The 19,418-nt window shown below is 34.6% G+C and carries 13 protein-coding genes; 10 read left to right on the top strand and 3 right to left on the bottom strand.

Going from position 1 to position 19,418, the window contains the following annotated elements:
- The first annotated feature begins 580 nt into the window (after positions 1 to 580).
- Positions 581 to 2,512 (top strand): Ig-like domain-containing protein, encoded by a 1,932-nt coding sequence (locus tag AC4BB2_RS10055; RefSeq protein WP_490472802.1) that lies wholly within the window; start codon positions 581 to 583, stop codon positions 2,510 to 2,512.
- 217 nt (positions 2,513 to 2,729) lie between these two features.
- On the opposite strand, the gene AC4BB2_RS10050 is transcribed toward AC4BB2_RS10055, so the two are convergent.
- On the bottom strand, positions 2,730 to 3,116 hold the full coding sequence (locus AC4BB2_RS10050) for a hypothetical protein (RefSeq protein WP_490472801.1): 387 nt from the start codon (positions 3,114 to 3,116) through the stop codon (positions 2,730 to 2,732).
- 212 nt (positions 3,117 to 3,328) lie between these two features.
- Here AC4BB2_RS10050 and AC4BB2_RS10045 point away from each other — a divergent pair, with 212 nt between their 5' ends.
- Entirely contained in the window at positions 3,329 to 3,694 is a 366-nt protein-coding gene (locus AC4BB2_RS10045; protein WP_490472800.1) for a DUF1033 family protein, read from the top strand.
- Between the two features lie 58 nt (positions 3,695 to 3,752).
- Here AC4BB2_RS10045 and AC4BB2_RS10040 read toward each other — a convergent pair whose 3' ends face one another.
- Entirely contained in the window at positions 3,753 to 4,466 is a 714-nt protein-coding gene (locus AC4BB2_RS10040) for a DsbA family oxidoreductase (RefSeq protein ID WP_490472799.1), read from the bottom strand.
- Positions 4,467 to 4,653: 187 nt separating this feature from the next.
- Here AC4BB2_RS10040 and AC4BB2_RS10035 point away from each other — a divergent pair, with 187 nt between their 5' ends.
- The gene (locus AC4BB2_RS10035) at positions 4,654 to 6,735 is read left to right on the top strand and encodes a DNA topoisomerase III (protein ID WP_490472798.1); all 2,082 of its coding nucleotides are present in this window, start codon (positions 4,654 to 4,656) and stop codon (positions 6,733 to 6,735) included.
- Positions 6,736 to 6,934: 199 nt separating this feature from the next.
- Here the strand turns inward: AC4BB2_RS10035 and AC4BB2_RS10030 are convergent, their stop codons facing one another.
- A complete protein-coding gene (locus AC4BB2_RS10030; protein WP_490472797.1) occupies positions 6,935 to 7,567 on the bottom strand; it encodes a DUF1266 domain-containing protein in 633 nt (210 codons plus the stop codon).
- 299 nt (positions 7,568 to 7,866) lie between these two features.
- Here AC4BB2_RS10030 and AC4BB2_RS10025 point away from each other — a divergent pair, with 299 nt between their 5' ends.
- The 7 genes from AC4BB2_RS10025 to cydC all read left to right on the top strand — a co-directional run bounded on the left by AC4BB2_RS10025 (position 7,867) and on the right by cydC (position 19,391).
- Positions 7,867 to 8,337, top strand: coding sequence for a nucleoside deaminase (locus AC4BB2_RS10025; protein ID WP_490472796.1), 471 nt, complete (start codon positions 7,867 to 7,869; stop codon positions 8,335 to 8,337).
- Between the two features lie 26 nt (positions 8,338 to 8,363).
- Positions 8,364 to 8,663: a nucleoside triphosphate pyrophosphohydrolase family protein gene (locus AC4BB2_RS10020; RefSeq protein ID WP_490472795.1), complete on the top strand. Its 300-nt coding sequence runs from the start codon at positions 8,364 to 8,366 to the stop codon at positions 8,661 to 8,663.
- Positions 8,664 to 9,044: 381 nt separating this feature from the next.
- Positions 9,045 to 13,085, top strand: a complete 4,041-nt coding sequence (locus tag AC4BB2_RS10015) for an Ig-like domain-containing protein (protein ID WP_490472794.1) — start codon at positions 9,045 to 9,047, stop codon at positions 13,083 to 13,085.
- Between the two features lie 381 nt (positions 13,086 to 13,466).
- Positions 13,467 to 14,882, top strand: coding sequence for a cytochrome ubiquinol oxidase subunit I (locus AC4BB2_RS10010; protein ID WP_490472793.1), 1,416 nt, complete (start codon positions 13,467 to 13,469; stop codon positions 14,880 to 14,882).
- Positions 14,879 to 15,904, top strand: coding sequence for a cytochrome d ubiquinol oxidase subunit II (gene cydB / locus AC4BB2_RS10005; protein ID WP_490472792.1), 1,026 nt, complete (start codon positions 14,879 to 14,881; stop codon positions 15,902 to 15,904). Before AC4BB2_RS10010 ends, cydB begins: the two co-directional genes overlap by 4 nt.
- Positions 15,901 to 17,631: a thiol reductant ABC exporter subunit CydD gene (cydD, locus tag AC4BB2_RS10000; protein ID WP_490472791.1), complete on the top strand. Its 1,731-nt coding sequence runs from the start codon at positions 15,901 to 15,903 to the stop codon at positions 17,629 to 17,631. The genes cydB and cydD overlap by 4 nt, the downstream gene beginning before the upstream one ends.
- Positions 17,631 to 19,391, top strand: coding sequence for a thiol reductant ABC exporter subunit CydC (gene cydC / locus AC4BB2_RS09995; RefSeq protein WP_490472790.1), 1,761 nt, complete (start codon positions 17,631 to 17,633; stop codon positions 19,389 to 19,391). The genes cydD and cydC overlap by 1 nt, the downstream gene beginning before the upstream one ends.
- The last annotated feature ends 27 nt before the right edge of the window (positions 19,392 to 19,418 follow it).

Raw genomic sequence — 19,418 nt, 5'->3', positions numbered from 1 at the left:
TAGCATTGGTGAAAAATAAAAATAACCGTATACTTTTGAATGGATATTAAAGCAGTTATACGGTCATTTTAGTGGTTTAGATAAATAGTAAGATAAAAAACATTTCTGTGTGATTAAGAAGATAGTTATGATTTTCGTTTATCGAAATAAATCAAGACGAACTCAGTTTGACATGTTTCTATATTTATTTCGATAGGGGTGGATATCCCATCACCCAGTGCTTTCTGCTGTTTATCCCGAATTGGACTATAATATAAAATAAATTTTTTTGATATTTTGTACCATATTTTATCGATATTATCTTTTGTGTTTTTTTAAGAATGGATTAAAATTCAATAAGATTTATACATTTATCTTTTTATTATATTTATTTTATCTTGAATATGTTAAAATAAACTTTGTGTAACTTATATTTTTATAAGGTGAATATTTTTGGGTTTTAGTATAATAAATAATTTTTCATTTAAAATAGTTAACGTAAGAATGTGGATTATTTATTACTAAAAATATAGAGTGGTCTAGAAAAGGAGGATAGAAGAAAGTAAGTTTCAAATAGTAAAAATTAGGAGGAAAAAATTAAATGAATAAGAAAAGGTTGCAAAAATTATTTTTTAGTTTAGTTATTGCGGGTGGAGTTACATCAGCTACATTAAGCAACGTTGCATTAGCTGAGGAAAATGGAGTAAAAGTTACAAAATCAATGTCAAAAGAGTCCGACACTACAGACGATCTTAAATTGGCTCCATCTAGTAAAACAATTGGCATAGGTGAAGAAACTAACATAGAATTAACAGCTGATCCTGGGAATCCTACTACCTTTACAACCGATAATAAAAAAGTAGCTAGCGTGAAAAGAGAAGGTGATACCTTTGTGGTAACAGGATTAAGTGCTGGAAAAATGACATTAACAGTTAAAGCCAAAATAAATGGCACTGAAGTAACAAGCGAAATTACCGTTGTAGAAAAAATTCCAGTTACTAGAGTAAAAGTATCTCCTAAAGCTATGACACTTGACAAAGGTGATGTAATTGGATTGAATGCAATTATCGCTCCTAACAATGCGACTGATCAGGAAGTCAAATGGACATCAGATGATGACAGTGTAGTGAGTGTCAGCGATACTGGCGAAATAACAGCTTTAAAAGAAGGTGACGCAATTATATCTGCAACAGCAGATGGTAAGACAGGAACAAGTAAAATTACAGTTTGGAAAGAGAATATTCCCGTAACAGGAGTAACAGTAGATCCTCAAACGTTAAGCCTTGAGCAAGATCAAACAGCGACATTGAACGCGAAAATCCAACCGGATAATGCAACAAACAAGAGCGTTAAATGGACATCAAGTGATGACGCTGTAGTGAGTGTAAGCGATACTGGTGAAGTGAAAGCTCTAACAGTTGGAAAAGCAACAGTGACAGTGACAGCTGATGGTGGAATAACAGCTAAAACTGATATTACAGTTACTGCCAAGAAGGTTCCTGTAACAGGAGTAACAGTAGATTCTCAAACGTTAAGCCTTGAGAAAGATCAAATGACGACATTGAACGCGAAAATCCAACCGGATAATGCAACAGACAAGAGCGTTAAATGGACATCAAGTGATGACGCTGTAGTGAGTGTAAGCAATACTGGTGAAGTGAAAGCTCTAGCAGTTGGAAAAGCAACAGTGACAGTTACGACAGATGATGGTGGAAAAACAGCTAAAACTGATATTACAGTTACTGACAAAAAGATTCCAGTAACAGGAGTAATAGTGTCACCAACGCTGACTGTTGAAAAAGGTGAAGCATCATCATTAAACGTAACCGTTCTACCAGCAACAGCGACAAATAAAAAGTTCAAGGTTACATCAGCTGACCCTACAATAGCCGAAGTTATAATTGGTGAAATATTTTCAGCCTTAAAAGCAGGCAAAACGACAATGACAGTTGAAACAGAAGATGGTGGCTTTAAAGCAACAAGTGAAATCACAGTTATAGAAGAAGATAAAACAATTCCTGTAACAGGAGTAACATTAGAACCTCAAACATTGAGTCTTGATAAAAATAAAACAGCGAAATTGAACGCACAAGTTCAACCGACAACAGCAACAAATAAAAAGATGAAATGGTCATCAAGTGATGCATCGGTAGTTAGTGTAACAAGTACTGGTGAAGTAAAAGGCTTGAAATCAGGAACGGCTACAGTAACAGTTGAAACAGAAGATGGTGGCTATAAAGCAACAACTGAAGTTACAGTTAAAGAGTACATTGGAGTATGGGAGGTAATGCCTTCAGTAAATAGAATTAGAGTTAAAGCAGGGGAAGAAATAGAGTTAAAAACCCCAGATCATGCATTTGTTATACCAACTAATGCAACAAATAAAAAGGTTACTTGGTCAACTAATAATATAGTTTTCATTTCAGTTAGAAATGGTAATATTTTACGTGGCCGCACTCCTGGACTAGCATATGTGACGGTAACAGCAGAAGACAATAACTATTCATTAAATATTTTAGTTGAAGTAGTGTAGAAAAACATATTTGATGTTAAGTAGAAGTAAAAAGTAATAAAAGAAGAAAAATTAGTAGGTCTATGTGATTAATATACCGATCATAGATTTGAACTAAAATGAGGTTGGAACAGAAGCGATAAATCCCGAGAAATAAGATGGGATTTATCGCTTCTACTTCCATTATTTATGCACACTAATTTTGGTGGGTCTGTAGAAAAAGGAGTTAATTTAATCTTTATTTTTTATTGTAATTACTTAAGTAAGCTCTTGATTCAGAGGAAAAAATTAAATAAATAAACGAACCTAGTTCAATTACACGAAAAGCGGACATGATGGATTTTGGAAACATACCGACCATGATTGGTGGATAAAAGTATTGTAAAAAAATAAATGGAATGAAAAGAATTGATAGAACATACCCTTTTTTTCCTCCAGATAATATTCCCGCAATTACAAGAATGTATACAAGAAAAATAAATATTTGGTACCAAATTTCTGAAGTGAAAGAAGCATGACCTTCAACCACTGCTTTTAAAGCTATAATCAAAGCGATAATGATTAAAATATTATTATACAGGAGTAAATAAATCCCAATAGAGTTCCAAAATACAGGTTTTTTCATACGAAGCAACATTCCTTTCTATTCATCCCATAGTGTAGCAAAAGTCAGTTTTATTCGCAATGAAATAAAATTTCCACTTCTAACGGGTGTAAGGTATGGTAAATTAAAATAAAGGAACGTTAATATAAAAGTATTTCACAAGCAGTTAAGTTGAAAGTTTTACTGTAAGTGACTAGAATAGCTCTTGTAGAAAGAATTGGAGTGATTGATCAATGTACCAAGTTGTTACCATGTATGGCGATAATGAGCCTTGGTGGTTTTTTGAAGATTGGCAAGAAGATATCGAAGAAGAAAAATCATTTGATTGTCTAGAAGATGCAGAACGTTACTACATAAAAAAATGGCGAGAGCTTTCTTCAGCGCACGAGTACATAAATACAAAAGTTAATTATTTGGCAGCATTCTGGAATGATGGTGATGAACGCTGGTGCGAAGAATGTGATGAAGATTTGCAACAGTACAAAGGACTAGCTATGTTAAAAGATCAACAAGCTGTTACCTTTGAAAGTGGCGATGACTTTCATGAACGGCATAATGATTGTGCCAAACCAAAATGTTGTAAATCTAGTCTTGTTTAAATGGTGTTGAAAAAAGTTATGAGGGTAAGATACGTATCTTACCCTCATAACTTTTTTATCAATCTTTACAAACCCATTTTCCATCTTCCATATCACAGGAACCCTTTTTTGTTTGGTCATTATCAATGACTTCGATAATAGTTGTTTCTTTTTCTTTGATTGTTTGAATTGCTTGGATGATCTGTTCCAAAGGCTGTGCGCCATTAATTAGATATTTTCCATTCACAATTAGTGCAGGGACACCAGTAAGTTGATAAGCGTTTGCTATGCCAAAGTCATCTTCTACCATTGTTAAGGTTGCAGGATCGTTAAAGGCTGTTTGCCATTTTTGAAAATCGATAGAACTGTTTTTTATAATTGATTCAACTACAGCAGAATCATCGATATTTTGGCTATTCACAAATAGTGCTTCCTGTAACGCATCAAATACATCCCAATAACCAGTATCTCCAGCAACAATGCCAGCAGCTTTTGCAGCAAGTAAACCATTCATAGAGGTAGGGAAGGGAAAGTCAGTTTTTTTCATTCCATCTATATTAAAACGGTGGAGATCATCATTTTGATTAGCATGAACCCAGTGAGATAAAATTTCATTTTTTGCATTCTCTCTGGAACCAAACATTTGAACATGATCTTCTTCATCTCTAGCTAAAGCAAAGGAACGATGAATGATCTTTATTTCAGGTAATTCTTTTTGGACTTGTCTCATTCGGTAAGACATTGGAAAACAAAAACTGCAAATAACATCGTGAAAAAATTCAATTGTAATCATAGTTTCTCCTTGATAGGCATTATTTTACACTTACTATTCGTAAGTATAAAACTCTTTCTTTCGCATTTCAATAAAAATGCTTTAAATAAAGGCGCGAAGAACAAGGAGAATGTGGTAAAATTATCTTATTGACGCATTTAAAATTACATCCATGTACATATAGAAGCATAGAAAGCGAGTGAAATAAATGGCAAATAAACAACTAATCATTGCTGAAAAACCTAGTGTTGCCAAAGATTTAAGTAAAGTACTAGGAGCAAATCAAAAAAATAAAAATTATTATGAAGGTCCAACTGTCATTGTTACCTGGGCATTAGGACATCTTTTAGGTTTAAAAATGCCAGAAGATATCAACAAAGAATGGCAATCTTGGCAAATGGAGACTCTGCCTATGGTTCCAAAAAATCTAGGAATCAAACCTTTACCAAAAACGGGTCATCAATTAAAGGCAATCAAACAATTAGCAAACCGCAAAGATGTTACGGAAGCTGTTATCGCGACTGATGCTGGGCGAGAAGGAGAACTTGTTGCACGTTGGATCTTAGAATATGTCCACTTCAATAAACCAGTTAAACGACTATGGATTTCATCTCAAACAGACAAAGCTATCAAAGATGGTTTTAAAAAATTAAGACCAGCAAAAGAATATGATAATCTGTATTATTCAGCCTTAGCTCGTGCAAAAGCAGATTGGTTAGTAGGCTTAAATGTTACGAGAGCTTTGACTGTAAAGTATCAAGATAGTCTTTCAGCAGGACGAGTGCAGACACCAACATTGTCTTTAGTTCGTCAACAAGAAAAGAAAATTGAAGGGTTTAGACCTCAAACGTATTTTTCAGTAGAGCTGCAAGTTCAAAAAGAAAAAGCCAAGCTAGTTCAAAGTAATCCATATGCGTTTAAAGAGCGTAATGATGTAGAATCTTTTGTGAAAAAGTTAAGTGAAGGCAAAGGAAAAGTAACGGATATTCAAGAAAAAAGTAAGACAGAACAAGCGCCATTACCCTATGATTTGACCGAAATCCAAAGAGAAGCCAATCAACGCTATCAATTCTCAGCGAAGAAAACTCTTTCACTAGTTCAAAGTCTCTATGAATTCCATAAAATCGTAACCTATCCAAGAACAGATAGTAAATATTTAACGACTGATATGAAAGCTACAATGAAAGAACGTTTGCAAGCAGTAAGTGATTTTGCTCCAGAGGTCAAAACCTATATCAAAGATGGCGGCCTAGTCAAACTGACAAAAGTTTTCCAAAATGAGAAAGTCACAGACCACCATGCGTTAATTCCAACTGAACAACGTCCACGTTATGAAAAATTAAGTGGAGATGAGCAAAAGATTTATAATATGATCGTCACACGATTTTTAGGGATGTTTGCTGAATCTCATCGTACAAAACAAACAAAAGTAACCGTAAGCTTTGGTAAAGAACAATTTATCTTCCGTCAAAGTAAAGTGGAAGTTGCTGGTTGGAAGCAAGAAAAAGAAGAGATTGTCCCATCTGTTGATTGGAAATTAGGTATGATTATACCGCCAAACTTCACTATTAACAAAGAACTTACCGCACCGCCAAAGCCATTAACTGAAGGAACACTGTTAGGTTTGATGGAAAAGCATAGCTTAGGTACACCAGCTACACGTGCAGAAATTATTGAAAAACTAATCAAATCAGAGTTGATGGAACGTACAACAAACGGACTAAATGTTTCACCAAAAGGAAAGCAGCTACTAGAGTTGGTTAACCCATCATTAGTCACACCTGAACTGACCGAAAAATGGGAAAAAACACTTGAAGCAATTGCAAAAGGCAAACAAAGTAGTACGGTTTTCTTAAAAGAAATCGAGCAGGATACCAAAAAATTAGTTAACGAAATCAAACAAAGTGAAAGTAAATACCAGGATTTTTCAATTACGCAAAAGAAATGTCCAGAATGCGGTTCAAACTTACGGGAGAAAAATACCAAAGACGGGAAAATCTATGTTTGTTCTAATCAAGATTGTAGCTACCGCCGTAGAAAAGATCCCAAAGTATCTAATCACCGTTGTTCACAATGTCACCGGAAAATGGAAATCATTGATGGGAAAAATGGAGCTTATTTCAAATGTAAATACTGCTCAATCACTGAGAAAATGCAGGATAAAAAAGAGCGCAATAAGAAACTTACGAAACATGAAGAACGTAAGTTGATGAAGAAATATTCACAAAAAGAAGAACCGGAAGAAAGTGCGTTAGCACAAGCGCTAAAAGCGGCTATGAAACAAGATTGATATAGCAAAACATACTAAGTTTAGAGGATAAACTTAGTATGTTTTGCTATATTTTATAGCTCACTAATCGAATATTTTTTCCAAATATTTTCTTTGAATTCGTTAACTTCTTCTTCTTCTGGATAAAAAGAGAATAGCTATGAAAAATGTTCAATATACCATTCTTGAATGGGATCTCCAGATCAGATGTAACGACCGATTAAAAAAGATACTGCAAGCTCTTCCCAAGAAGAAAAGTCTTCTTTAACCAACCCCAAAAAGAAATAATGTATTCCCAAACCTCATTTGTAGTTAAGTAACCTAAATTATAGCAATCTTTCGCAATGCTTGCTCCACGAAGGTAATCCCAACAACTAAGATTCTTAAAAGTATAAACTTCATTAGGATTAATAAAATCAGTGTGTTTCTTGTGAATCGAATAAGTAATTTTATTTACATTTTCAATCAATAATGAAATTTCATCGGTCAATTCACTAGGATTATTTAATTGAGTGATAATTGCTTCCTTTTCTTTAAGCATAGCAATATCATTTCTATGACCAGAATTCAATAACCACTCAAGTTTATTTTTGGCAGAAATTGTGTCTACAATTCCCCAAGATTCTTCAATGTTTTTTTTACCATTTTCACTATCATCAGGGTCTTGTAAAAAGAATTTGCTTAAACATTCAATGGTTCGATAAGGATGAAGAGAATACAAAGCACTGACAGCTAAATACTTGCGTTTGTTCTCAGGAGCAATGTTTTTAAAGAGAAAATCTTCTTGTTGATTTTCATCACTTGATATTGAATCAGTAAAAAGCGATAGACCACCGCCAATGAAAACATACAATGCATATTCAGTGTTCCAATCAACAAACGTATCTTTTGTAATGCCTAAAAAAGTAACACTCCCCCAAATAAAAGAAATATTCCTGACTTACTCAAGCCACTCGATATGCGAATATACCACAACATAAAAAAATTATGCATCTAATTATAACAAAAATATATATAAATATATTCTTAGTTCAATACTATTGCTGTTTAAAATGAATATATTTTAGATAGGCAGGAATGAATGCGAATCCATGTTATAATTTATTGATAGAAAAATAATAATAGTAACACGATTGGGAAAGGACGAGGATAATGAAACATAATCAGGTAGAATTTGATAATCAATTCATGAAACAAGCATTAGAACTTGCCAAAGAAGCTGCAAAAAATGGTAACGAACCATTTGGTGCATTACTTGTAAAAGACAATAAAGTTGTTTTGACTGGTGAAAATCAGATTCATACGGAAAGTGACCCTACGTATCATGCTGAATTAGGAATTATTCGCGATTTTTGTTCTAGTCAAAAAATAACAGATCTATCGGAATACACACTTTATACAAGTTGTGAACCCTGTTGTATGTGTGCTGGAGCGATGGTTTGGAGCAGTTTGGGTAGAATGGTGTTCAGTCTAGGACATGATGAACTAGCAGAGATTGCAGGATTTAATATTATGATTGGCAGTGAAGAGATTTTTTCCAAAAGCCCAAATAGACCTGAGGTTTCTAAAGGTGTGTTAAAGAAAGAAGCAGTACCTGTTTATGTCAATTACTTCCAAAAGTAGCAACAAGAAGAGGAAGGAACATCACGATGAAAAAAAATGAATATCTAGCTTTAGTTGCGATGGAAGAGTGTGCTGAGATACAACAAGCATTGTCAAAAGCCCTTAGATTTGGCTTTGACGATCATCATCCTTCTAGGGCAGATGAAACCAATGAAGAACAAATGTTGACAGAATTTTATCAACTGACTGCAATGATCGAAGAGTTGCAAAAACAAGGGATTATTCAAGGTTTTACACAAGATAGAATTGAAAGAGTGAAACAGAATAAAATTAAGAAAGTTTATAAATATATGGAGTATTCTGAGGGAATTGGGCTGTTGGATTGAGAGAAGGAACAACAATTATAAGATCTTAACAGAGATACATCGATGTATAACTATCCTTTTCATTTATTGTAAATTAATACAAAAAAATTCAATTAGATAATCATTGTAAATCCTAGAGGGAAATACCTCTGGGATTTTCTTTTAGTTGAAAAAGAATTTTGCCAAACTATAAAGAACTTTTAAGTTTTAAATCAGAAAATTTACAACATAGGTAAATAGTTTCCTTCGACGCTTCTTAGAGGGTTTGCATATTACTTTTTATGTGTTGAAAATTCTGATTATGTTATTTTATCATTTGAAAATAGTAAAAAATGAAAAAAACAAAAGTATTTAACATGTTACAATATAGTAGAAAAAAATGAATGTTTGGGAGAGGTAAAAATGAAGCGATTAATGTTGGGAATAATGGTTTTTATTGGAGTTTTATATTTATGTCCGGAAATAAATAGGGCGGAAAGTCAATATGATTTTGTAGAGTATGATTTTAAAACGAATGAGAAAAAATTAGTTTCTTTTAGTGAAAGTTACATGGAAGGACTACCTGAAGAATCAAATCCTTATAGAGGAAGGTCTAGTCCAAGTTTTAGAGATATAATAGGGGCAGATGATCGACATCTCGTAGAAGATGCAAAAAAATTTCCTTATTCTGCAGTAGCTAGGATAGAAGGATTTTCAAATGATGGTGGAGTTTGGAGAGGAAGTGGAGCTTTAATAGGGAGTGATACAGTGATAACGAATGCTCATGTGACGGGTGCATTGTCAAAATCCAAATATCCACCAGCTTTGGTAGTGGTTCCAGCCTATGCGAATAAACCATCTACTATAGGAGGTATAAACGCTACTTACGAAGCACCATTTGGAAAAGCTAAGGTTGTCAAAATATATATAATGAAGAAGTATTATGAAACCGAAGATGCAGAATTTGATATTGCTGTTTTAAAATTGGATAGACCTTTAGGGAATCAAGCAGGGTATTTTGGCATGAGTTATTTAGACCGAAAAGAAGATATATTTAGTTTGACTGGTTATCATAGCGATAAGAATGGATTCATGTATACTCAATCAGATAAGCTTTCTGAAACGGTTGTTGGCGAATCTGCATGGAATAAGGATTTTTTACTGTATACTTTTGATAGTATATTAGGAAGTAGTGGGTCTCCTGTATATGATAGTCAAAATAGAATACACGGTGTGCATTCTATACATTGGAAAGATCGTAGTGGGGCGGCGCGGATTTCTAGAGAAAAGTTTTCTATGCTGTATCAATTTGCTAACGGATGGAATCCTAACGACCCGTTAAATAATGGGTTAGAACTAGATTCTGGAAATTCAGTAATGGAAAAGGGACAGAATAAACAGCTAGTAGCATCTATTCAAAAGAATGAGATTATTAATGAAAATCTCATTTGGAGTAGTTCAGATGAAGAAGTAGCTACGGTAAAAAACGGCACTATTAAAGCGTTAAAATCAGGAAAAACAACTATTAAAGTCCAAACAAAAAATGATACTAAGTCAGCTAGTTGTATAATCACTGTAGACGATCATGGAAATATTCCTGAAACAGCCACGATTGTAACCGATAGAAGCAATACAAAAGGTGAATTACTTGATGACAGTGATGTTGATTACTTTAAATTTGTAGCAACAAAAACAACACGTTTTTTTATTGAATCTACGAAAAAAACCGATGTAGTGGGAGCGTTACTAGATGACCAGAACCAATTAATAAAAGAGCAGGATGATATTGATGTTAAAAATAAGCAATTTAATATTTCTCATGAACTAGAAAAGGGGAAAACGTACTATATTCGTGTGACCGGTCATCACCCTGGATCCTATGAAATACGTGTAGAAGAAGATATTGCTGTTTCTAAGGTGAGTCTTCCGAATCCAATATATTTGGAAAAAGATGTTTTTAATTATGTAGCAACAGTTTTTGAACCATCTAATGCATTAAACAAAAGAGTAAGTTGGAAAAGCTCAGATGAATCTGTTGCTAAATATTTTTCAGATAATTGCTGGATTAGGGCTGGAAGTAAAGGGACCGCTTCTGTCACTATAACAACAGAGGATGGTGGGAAAACAGCTACGAGTACAGTAATTATAGATGATCATGGTGGTAATGCTATAACAGCAACTTCGGTGGAAGACAATAGTCTGACAGAGGGGAATTTAGCCTATTCTAAGGATAAAGACTTTTTCAAATTCAAAGCAACTAAAACAGGAACTTATACGATAGTATCTGAAGGAAGTACGGACACTCAAGGCACTTTATATGATTCTAAAGAACAGATAATAGGGTACGATGACGATGGTAACGGTAATGCTCAATTTAAGTTGATAAAAGAGTTAGAAAAAGGGAATGAATATTACATTGGCATAAATGGATTTAAATCCCGAACAGGTACTTATAGATTAAGAGTTACAGCACCTTTAATTCACGTTACAGATATAACTATGGAACCCCAAAATATTCTGTTAGAAGAAAAAGCTAGTCAGCAATTAAAGGCGAGTATCAGTCCAGAAAATGCGACAAATAAGAATATAGTATGGACTAGTTCGGATGAATCAATTGCAAGAGTTGATTCAGAAGGGAAAATTGAAGCAATAAAAGTTGGTAAAGCTATAATTACAGCTACGACTGAAGATGGTAAAAAAACAGCGACGTCAGAAGTTACTGTAATTGAAACCTCAATTCCAGTAACAGAAGTGACGATTGAGCCCAATAAAATTGAGATGGAAGAAAAAGCTAGTCAACAATTGACAGCGAAAATTAGCCCAGATAATGCGACCAATAAGAAAATAGTATGGAAGTCAAGTGATGAATCAATCGCAACAGTTTCACAAGAAGGAAAAGTAACAGCTCATAAAAGTGGAAGTGCTAAAATTACTGTAACAACGGCTGATGGCAATAAAATAGCAACATGTATTGTTCAAGTAGAGAAAAAAAATGAACCCTTTGGAAATGTCCCATGGGTTTGGGACAAAGAAAGTCAGACTGTAACCTTTAAAGGTGGAAAGTTCTTCGATACAGATAATGATTATACTATTAAAAATAGAATAGAGAAACAAACACAACTAGAAGGGAAAAAAATCAAGAAAATAATCTTTACAGAACCAATTGAGTTAGCAAAAAGTTCAAGTAATTTATTTGCTCACTTATATGAACTAGAAACAATTGAAGGAGCCGATTACCTAGATACAAGTAAAGTAACAAATATGGGGTATATGTTTTATTATGATACTGCCTTAAGTTCGGTAGATGTAAGTAAATGGAATGTAGAAAAAGCATGGTCGATGAGCGGTATGTTCTGGAACGCAAGCGCATTAAAAACTGTGAACGTAGAGAAGTGGAAGACTACCAGCTTAAAACAAATGGATTTAATTTTTTCCGGAATGAAACAGGTGACGGAACTAAACCTATCAAATTGGGATACGAGTGCAGTGACTCAAAATAGAAGAATATTCGAGAATAATCAAGCGTTAGATAAGCTAGTACTCAATGATACATTCAAGCTATACGATAAAGAAGAAGCAACGCTTCCGGAAAAAAGAAACCTGCCTTATACAGGAAGATGGGTGAAACAAACCGAAGGTGGCGAAATAGAAAAAGTCTATGAAACCTCCAAGGAACTTTTGGAAACATATGACGGTACAGGTGGAACGTATACTAGAGAAAAACAAGGCACAATATTTGGAAATGTTCCATGGGCTTGGGACAAAGAAAGTCAGACTGTAACCTTTAAAGGTGGAAAGTTCTTCGATACAGATAATGATTATACTATTAAAAATAGAATAGAGAAACAAACACAACTAGAAGGGAAAAAAATCAAGAAAATAATCTTTACAGAACCGATTGAGTTAGCAAAAAGTTCAAGTAATTTATTTGCCCACTTATATGAACTAGAAACAATTGAAGGAGCCGATTACCTAGATACAAGTAAAGTAACAAATATGGGGTATATGTTTTATTATGATACTGCCTTAAGTTCGGTAGATGTAAGTAAATGGAATGTAGAAAAAGCATGGTCGATGAGCGGTATGTTCTGGAACGCAAGCGCATTAAAAACTGTGAATGTAGAGAAGTGGAAGACTACCAGTTTAAAACAAATGGATTTAATTTTTTCCGGAATGAAACAGGTGACGGAACTAAACCTATCAAATTGGGATACGAGTGCAGTGACTCAAAATAGAAGAATATTCGAGAATAATCAAGCGTTAGATAAGCTAGTACTCAATGATACATTCAAGCTATACGATAAAGAAGAAACAACACTTCCGGAAAAAAGAAACCTGCCTTATACAGGAAGATGGGTGAAACAAACCGAAGGTGGCGAAATAGAAAAAGTCTATGAAACCTCCAGGGAATTTTTGGAAACATATGACGGTACAGGTGGAACGTATATCCGAGAAACAAAATAATAATTTTATTTTTATAACGCAACGTATTAGTAACTTAAACAAAATTTCACCATAGACAAAAAGCACTTCATTATGAAGTGCTTTTTGTCTATATCATCATTTAACCCCACTTTTCTTATTTTTCCCCAAGAATCATTGGAAATTTTAATGAAAAAAGCACAGAAACATTTGTATTTTGCAAATAAAAGAGTATACTTTAATTGGAATCATTCTAAATTTAATAAAAAGAGTTTCCACACATAATAATGTATATAGGTTTATTTTATTCCTGATTTGGATTCATTTTTGCAGCGCCAACCAACTGTGCAAATGAGTAATTATTTTGAATAAAATCAGCTTCTTTCTTTTTGTGGAAACGCTAAAAAACAAGGAGGATTATTGATGTTTGATATTGTAACATTAGCAAGGTTCCAATTTGCAATGACGACAGTCTTTCATTACTTCTTCGTACCGTTTTCAATAGGATTAGCTCTTGTTGTAGCAATCATGGAAACGTTGTATGTTGTAAAAAAAGATGAACGTTATCGTAAAATGGCGAAGTTTTGGGGAAATATTTTTCTACTAAGTTTTGCAGTAGGAGTCGTAACAGGTATTATTCAAGAATTCCAGTTTGGTATGAACTGGTCGGATTATTCACGTTTTGTTGGGGATATTTTTGGTGCTCCATTAGCGATTGAAGCCCTATTGGCATTCTTTTTAGAGTCAACATTCTTGGGGTTATGGATTTTTACTTGGGATAAAGCAAGTTCAAAACTGCACTTAACATTTATTTGGTTGGTTGTATTTGGTTCTATGATGTCAGCATTCTGGATTTTAGCGGCAAACAGTTTCATGCAACATCCAGTTGGTTACACATTAAACAATGGTCGTGCAGAATTAATTGATTTTGGTGCGGTAATTGCCAATCCAAAAGTTTGGTATGAATTCTCTCACGTATTAGCTGGCGCAATTGTAATGGGAGGAATGATCGTAGCAGGTCTTGCTGCGTTCCAAATTCTGAAAAAACGCGATGTTAGCTTTCATAAAGTTTCTATGCGTATCGGTTTGTGGGTTGGATTATTTGGTTCTCTAGGTGTATTACTTGCTGGAGATTTACAAATGAAAGCACTGATCGAAGATCAGCCGATGAAATTTGCAGCTATGGAAGGCGCATATGAAGATTCAGGAGATCCAGCAGCTTGGACCTTGATTGCTTGGGCGGATGAAGCCAAGCACAAACAGGTATTTGGTATTGAAATTCCATATGTATTAAGTATTTTATCTTACAACAGTCTTTCTGGTTCTGTTGATGGAATGGATACAGTAAATAAAGAATTAATCGAAAAATATGGCGATAGAAATTACTTCCCGCCAGTTAATACATTATTCTGGAGTTTTAGATTAATGGCTGGATTTGGTGTATTAATGTTATTGGTTTCAGCTTTAGGATTATTCTTTACTCGGAAGAAGAAACCATCACTTTATGAAAAACGTTGGATGGTTTGGATCGTGGCATTATGCACATTTGCCCCATTCATTGCTAATACAACTGGTTGGTTGATTACAGAACTTGGTCGTTACCCTTGGACTGTTTATGGTCTATTTACGATTGAAGATAGCGTGTCACCAAATGTATCAGTAGCTTCATTATTAACATCGAATATTATTTACTTTATTTTATTTGCAGGTCTTGGTTCAGTGATGGTTTACTTGATTACTGTTGAACTAAAAAAAGGGCCAGATTACGAAGAAAAAAAATTAGCAGAGGCAAACTCTACTGATGTAGATCCATTTGATAAGGAGGTCTTTGGCGAATGAGTACGTTGCAATTACTTTGGTTTGTACTAATTGGTATTTTATTCTCAGGCTTCTTCTTCTTAGAAGGTTTTGACTTTGGCGTGGGTATGTCGGTTCAAACATTAGCTCATGATGAAGAAGAAAAAGAACAAATCATCCAAACAATTGGACCGGTTTGGGATGGTAATGAAGTGTGGTTGTTAACAGCTGGTGGGGCAATGTTTGCTTCTTTCCCATACTGGTATGCTTCATTATTTAGTGGGTTTTACTTGATTTTATTTATTATTTTAGTTGGTTTGATCATTCGTGGTGTTTCTTTTGAATTCCGTCATCGTATGCCGGATGGTAAAAGACGCAGAATGTGGAATTGGACATTATCGATTGGTAGTTTTATTGTTCCATTTTTCTTTGGTATTTTGTTTATTAGTTTAGTTCAAGGAATGCCAATTGATGCAAATGGAGATATGACTGCTTCATTTACTGATTACATTAATGTGTTTTCAGTTGTCGGTGGTGTTGCTCTGACATTATTATGCTACTTACATGGTTTAAACTACATCACTTTGAAAACAGAAGGACCAGTTAGAGAACGTGCACGTAATTATGCGTCATTCTTTTATTGGATTTTATATGTTGGATTAGTTGTGTTTGCAGCGTTATTGTACTTTAAAACAGACTTCTTTGATAATCACTTCTTAGTGACTTTATTATTAGTTGTAGGGATCGTTGTATTGACGGTTATTGCCAATGTAAGTGTCTTTAAGAAAAAAGAAATGACAGCTTTTATTGCTAGTGGTTTGACATTGATTCTTCTAGTTGCTTTATTGTTCAGCGGTTTATTCCCGCGTGTAATGATTGGTAGCGAGGGTTATTATGACATTTTGATCAAAGACGCATCAAGTACTCCTTATACGCTAAAAACAATGACTTGGTTATCATTAACAATTTTACCATTTGTTTTAGCCTATACTAGTTGGTCATATTATGTCTTTAGAAAACGTATCAAACATCCAGCAATTGCTGCTGAGGGGTATGAAGGATGATTGACAAAGCCATCTTAAAAATGCCGAAAATCAAAAATATTATGATCTTGCTTGCAGGTTTTTCTTTCCTGCAAGCAGTATTTATTATAGGACAAGCATTTTATTTATCTAAAGCCGTTGTTGGGTTATGGGAAGGTGGTCAGCTAAACGACCAGCTGTTGAATATTTTGGTGTTCTTTTTGTTTTATACTGGCAGACATGTGGTTACTTATCTTCGTGAGAAAATGCTGGATCAATTTAGTTATGATCGTTCTCGTGAATTGAGAGAAGCATTATTGCAAAAGATTTTCCGTTTAGGCCCAACTGTTGTTCAAAAAAACGGGACAGGAAACATGATTACCATGGCACTTGAAGGGATCAGTCAGGCAGAGAACTATCTTCACTTGATTTTGATGAAAATCATGAATATGATGATTATTCCGTGGATTATTTTAATCTTTGTCTTTACCTTAGATATTCGTTCAGGTGTTGTTTTGCTAGTTGTGTTTCCTATGATTATCATCTTTATGATTATTTTAGGTTATGCAGCTCAAAGTAAAGCGGACAAACAATATAAAGCCTTTCAACTTTTGTCTAATCACTTTATTGATTCATTGAGAGGATTAGATACATTAAAATTGTTTGGTTTAAGTAAAAAATATGCCAGCAGTATTTATAATACCAGTGAGCGTTTTAGAGAAGCGACGATGAGCACGTTGAAAATTGCTATTTTATCTACCTTTGCATTAGATTTTTTTACTACGTTATCGGTTGCTGTTGTAGCGGTATTCTTGGGATTAAGTTTGTTAGAAGGCGGGATATTATTATTTCCAGCTTTAACGACCTTGATTTTAGCTCCGGAATTCTTTTTACCCGTTCGAGATTTTGCTAGTGATTATCATGCGACCTTAGATGGGAAAAACTCGTTTCAAGCAATCCAAGAAGTTTTAGATCTACCTGAAATGGCAGAAACAGATCGTCTTTCATTAGGGGATTGGACAGCATTAAGCGAATTATCCGCTGAACAACTAACGTTCCAATACGAAGATGCAGTTCTGCCAGCTTTGAAAGGGTTAGATTTTAAAGCAAAAGGATATCAAAAAATTGGGATCATTGGTGCTAGTGGTTCAGGGAAGTCTACATTGATTAACGTATTAAGTGGTTTTCTAGAGCCAAATGCTGAGTCAACAACAATCGAAGTTGATAGACAAGTGATTCCACATTTTCTACAAAAAGAATGGCAAAAGCAAGTACTCTATATTCCGCAATCACCTTATATTTTCCAAGATACTTTAGCTAATAATGTGCGTTTTTATACACCAGAAGCAACAGATGAACAAGTTTTAGCGGCTGTTCAACTGGTTGGGCTAGAAACGTTGGTAACAGGTCTTAGAGACGGTATAAACACGGTGATTGGTGAAAGTGGTCGAATGTTAAGTGGAGGTCAAGCACAGCGTGTAGCGTTAGCTAGAGCCTTTTTAGACAAAGAGCGACGGATTCTACTGTTTGACGAACCTACAGCTCACTTAGATATCGAAACGGAAGTTGAATTAAAAGAGAAAATGTTACCGTTAATGGAAGACCACCTTGTCTTTTTTGCCACACATCGACTACATTGGATGGCGGAGATGGATTATATTTTAGTCATGGATAAGGGTCAACTTGTTGAAGCGGGAACATTAGATGAATTAATCGCTAAAAATGGTTACTATGTGAAATTAATGAATCAAATGAGGGGGAACGAATAATGGAAAATACCCCAACAAATAAAGAATTATATGAAAAAGATCAATGGGTCAAACCCTTTTTGAAAAAGTATAAAGGATTATTGTACTTAGCGCTGTTCTTAGGTTTTTTGACCTTCTTCAGTGCGGGAGCTTTGATGTTTAATTCAGGTTATTTAATTAGCCGAGCGGCCTCTCTTCCAGAAAATATTTTAATGATTTATATTCCAATTGTGTTGACTCGTGCTTTTGGAATCAGCAGACCAGTTTTTCGTTATATAGAGCGATTGGTTAGCCACAATTGGGTTTTGAAGATGACGTCTGATTTACGATTAAAATTGTATTTAGTCTTAGAAAAAGATGCGATGTTCTTTAAATCAAAATATCAAACAGGAGATATTTTAGGTCTATTATCAGAAGATATCAATCATTTGCAGAATTTATATCTACGTACGGTTTTTCCTACAGTAATTGCTTGGTTATTGTATATCTTCATTATTATTGGTTTAGGATTTTTCTCTTGGTGGTTCGGTTTATGCATGTTATTGATGTTAGGCGTGGTTGTTTTTCTATTGCCTTTGGTCTCCGTTTTAGTGAATGGTGCCAGACAAGAGAAACAAAAAGTGTCTAAAAATGAATTGTATAAAACGTTAACAGATAATATTTTAGGCGTTTCTGATTGGGTGTTTAGCCAACGGGGACATGAGTTTGTTCATTCTTATGAAAAAGAAGAAGCAAAATTACGTCAGCTAGACGAAAAAATCAAAGGGTTTAATCGTTTTCGAGATTTTATTTTACAAGTTACTTTTGGTGTAATCACGCTAGCAATATTAGCATGGACTAGCGTACGTTTTCCTGGTAATCATGGTGGCGCGGCTAACTGGATTGCAGCATTCACTTTGACTGTTTTTCCATTGATTGATGCTTTTGCTCCACTACCTGATGCGGCGCAAGAAACGAACATTTATAAAGATTCCATCAAACGTTTAAATGATTTGCCAGAACCAGAAGAAGCAAAAGAAGTGCTGGAAGATTTAACGATTACAAGTACTGAAATCAACATTAGTGATGTATCTTTTGCTTATGATGGTACATCAAAAAATGTGCTAGAAGATCTAAATTTGACGATTCATTCAAAAGAAAAATTAGCGATTTTAGGTCGAAGTGGTTCAGGTAAGAGCACGTTAGCAACTTTAATTCGTGGGGATTTGCGACCAGATAAAGGAAGTATTACTTTAGGAGGCATTCCAACCACTGATTTTGGTGATCAAATCACAAAATCAATTGGTGTGATTCATCAAGCACCGTATTTATTTAGAACGACGATTCTAAATAATGTGCGAATTGGACGGGAAGAAGCATCTACAGAAGAAGTTTGGCAAGTTTTAGATAAAGTTGGTTTAAAAGAAATGATTGAAGGGCTGCCAGATGGCTTAGAGACAATGGTGGATGAAGCTGGCTTACGTTTTTCTGGCGGCGAACGTCATCGTTTGGCTTTGGCTCGTATTTTACTACAAGATACACCAGTCGTATTGTTAGATGAACCAACAACTGGTCTTGACCCGATTACAGAGCAACAATTATTGAATACATTTTTCAGTACATTGGAAGACAAGACTCTTATTTGGATCACTCACCATCTGCAAGGGGTTCATATGATGGATCGTGTGATTTTCATTGAGGATGGTCAGTTGGAAATGAGTGGATCACCTCAAGAGTTATTAGCAACAAATGAGCATTACCAACAATTATATGCAATTGATCGTGGAAGCAATAAGAATTGATTGACGAAAGTACTTGTTGGAGAATAA

This window comes from Enterococcus sp. AAFC-DPL-5146, from assembly GCF_058216635.1.
The sequence above is the reverse complement of the archived record's forward strand: the minus strand, read 5'-3'. Positions and strand labels throughout refer to the sequence as shown.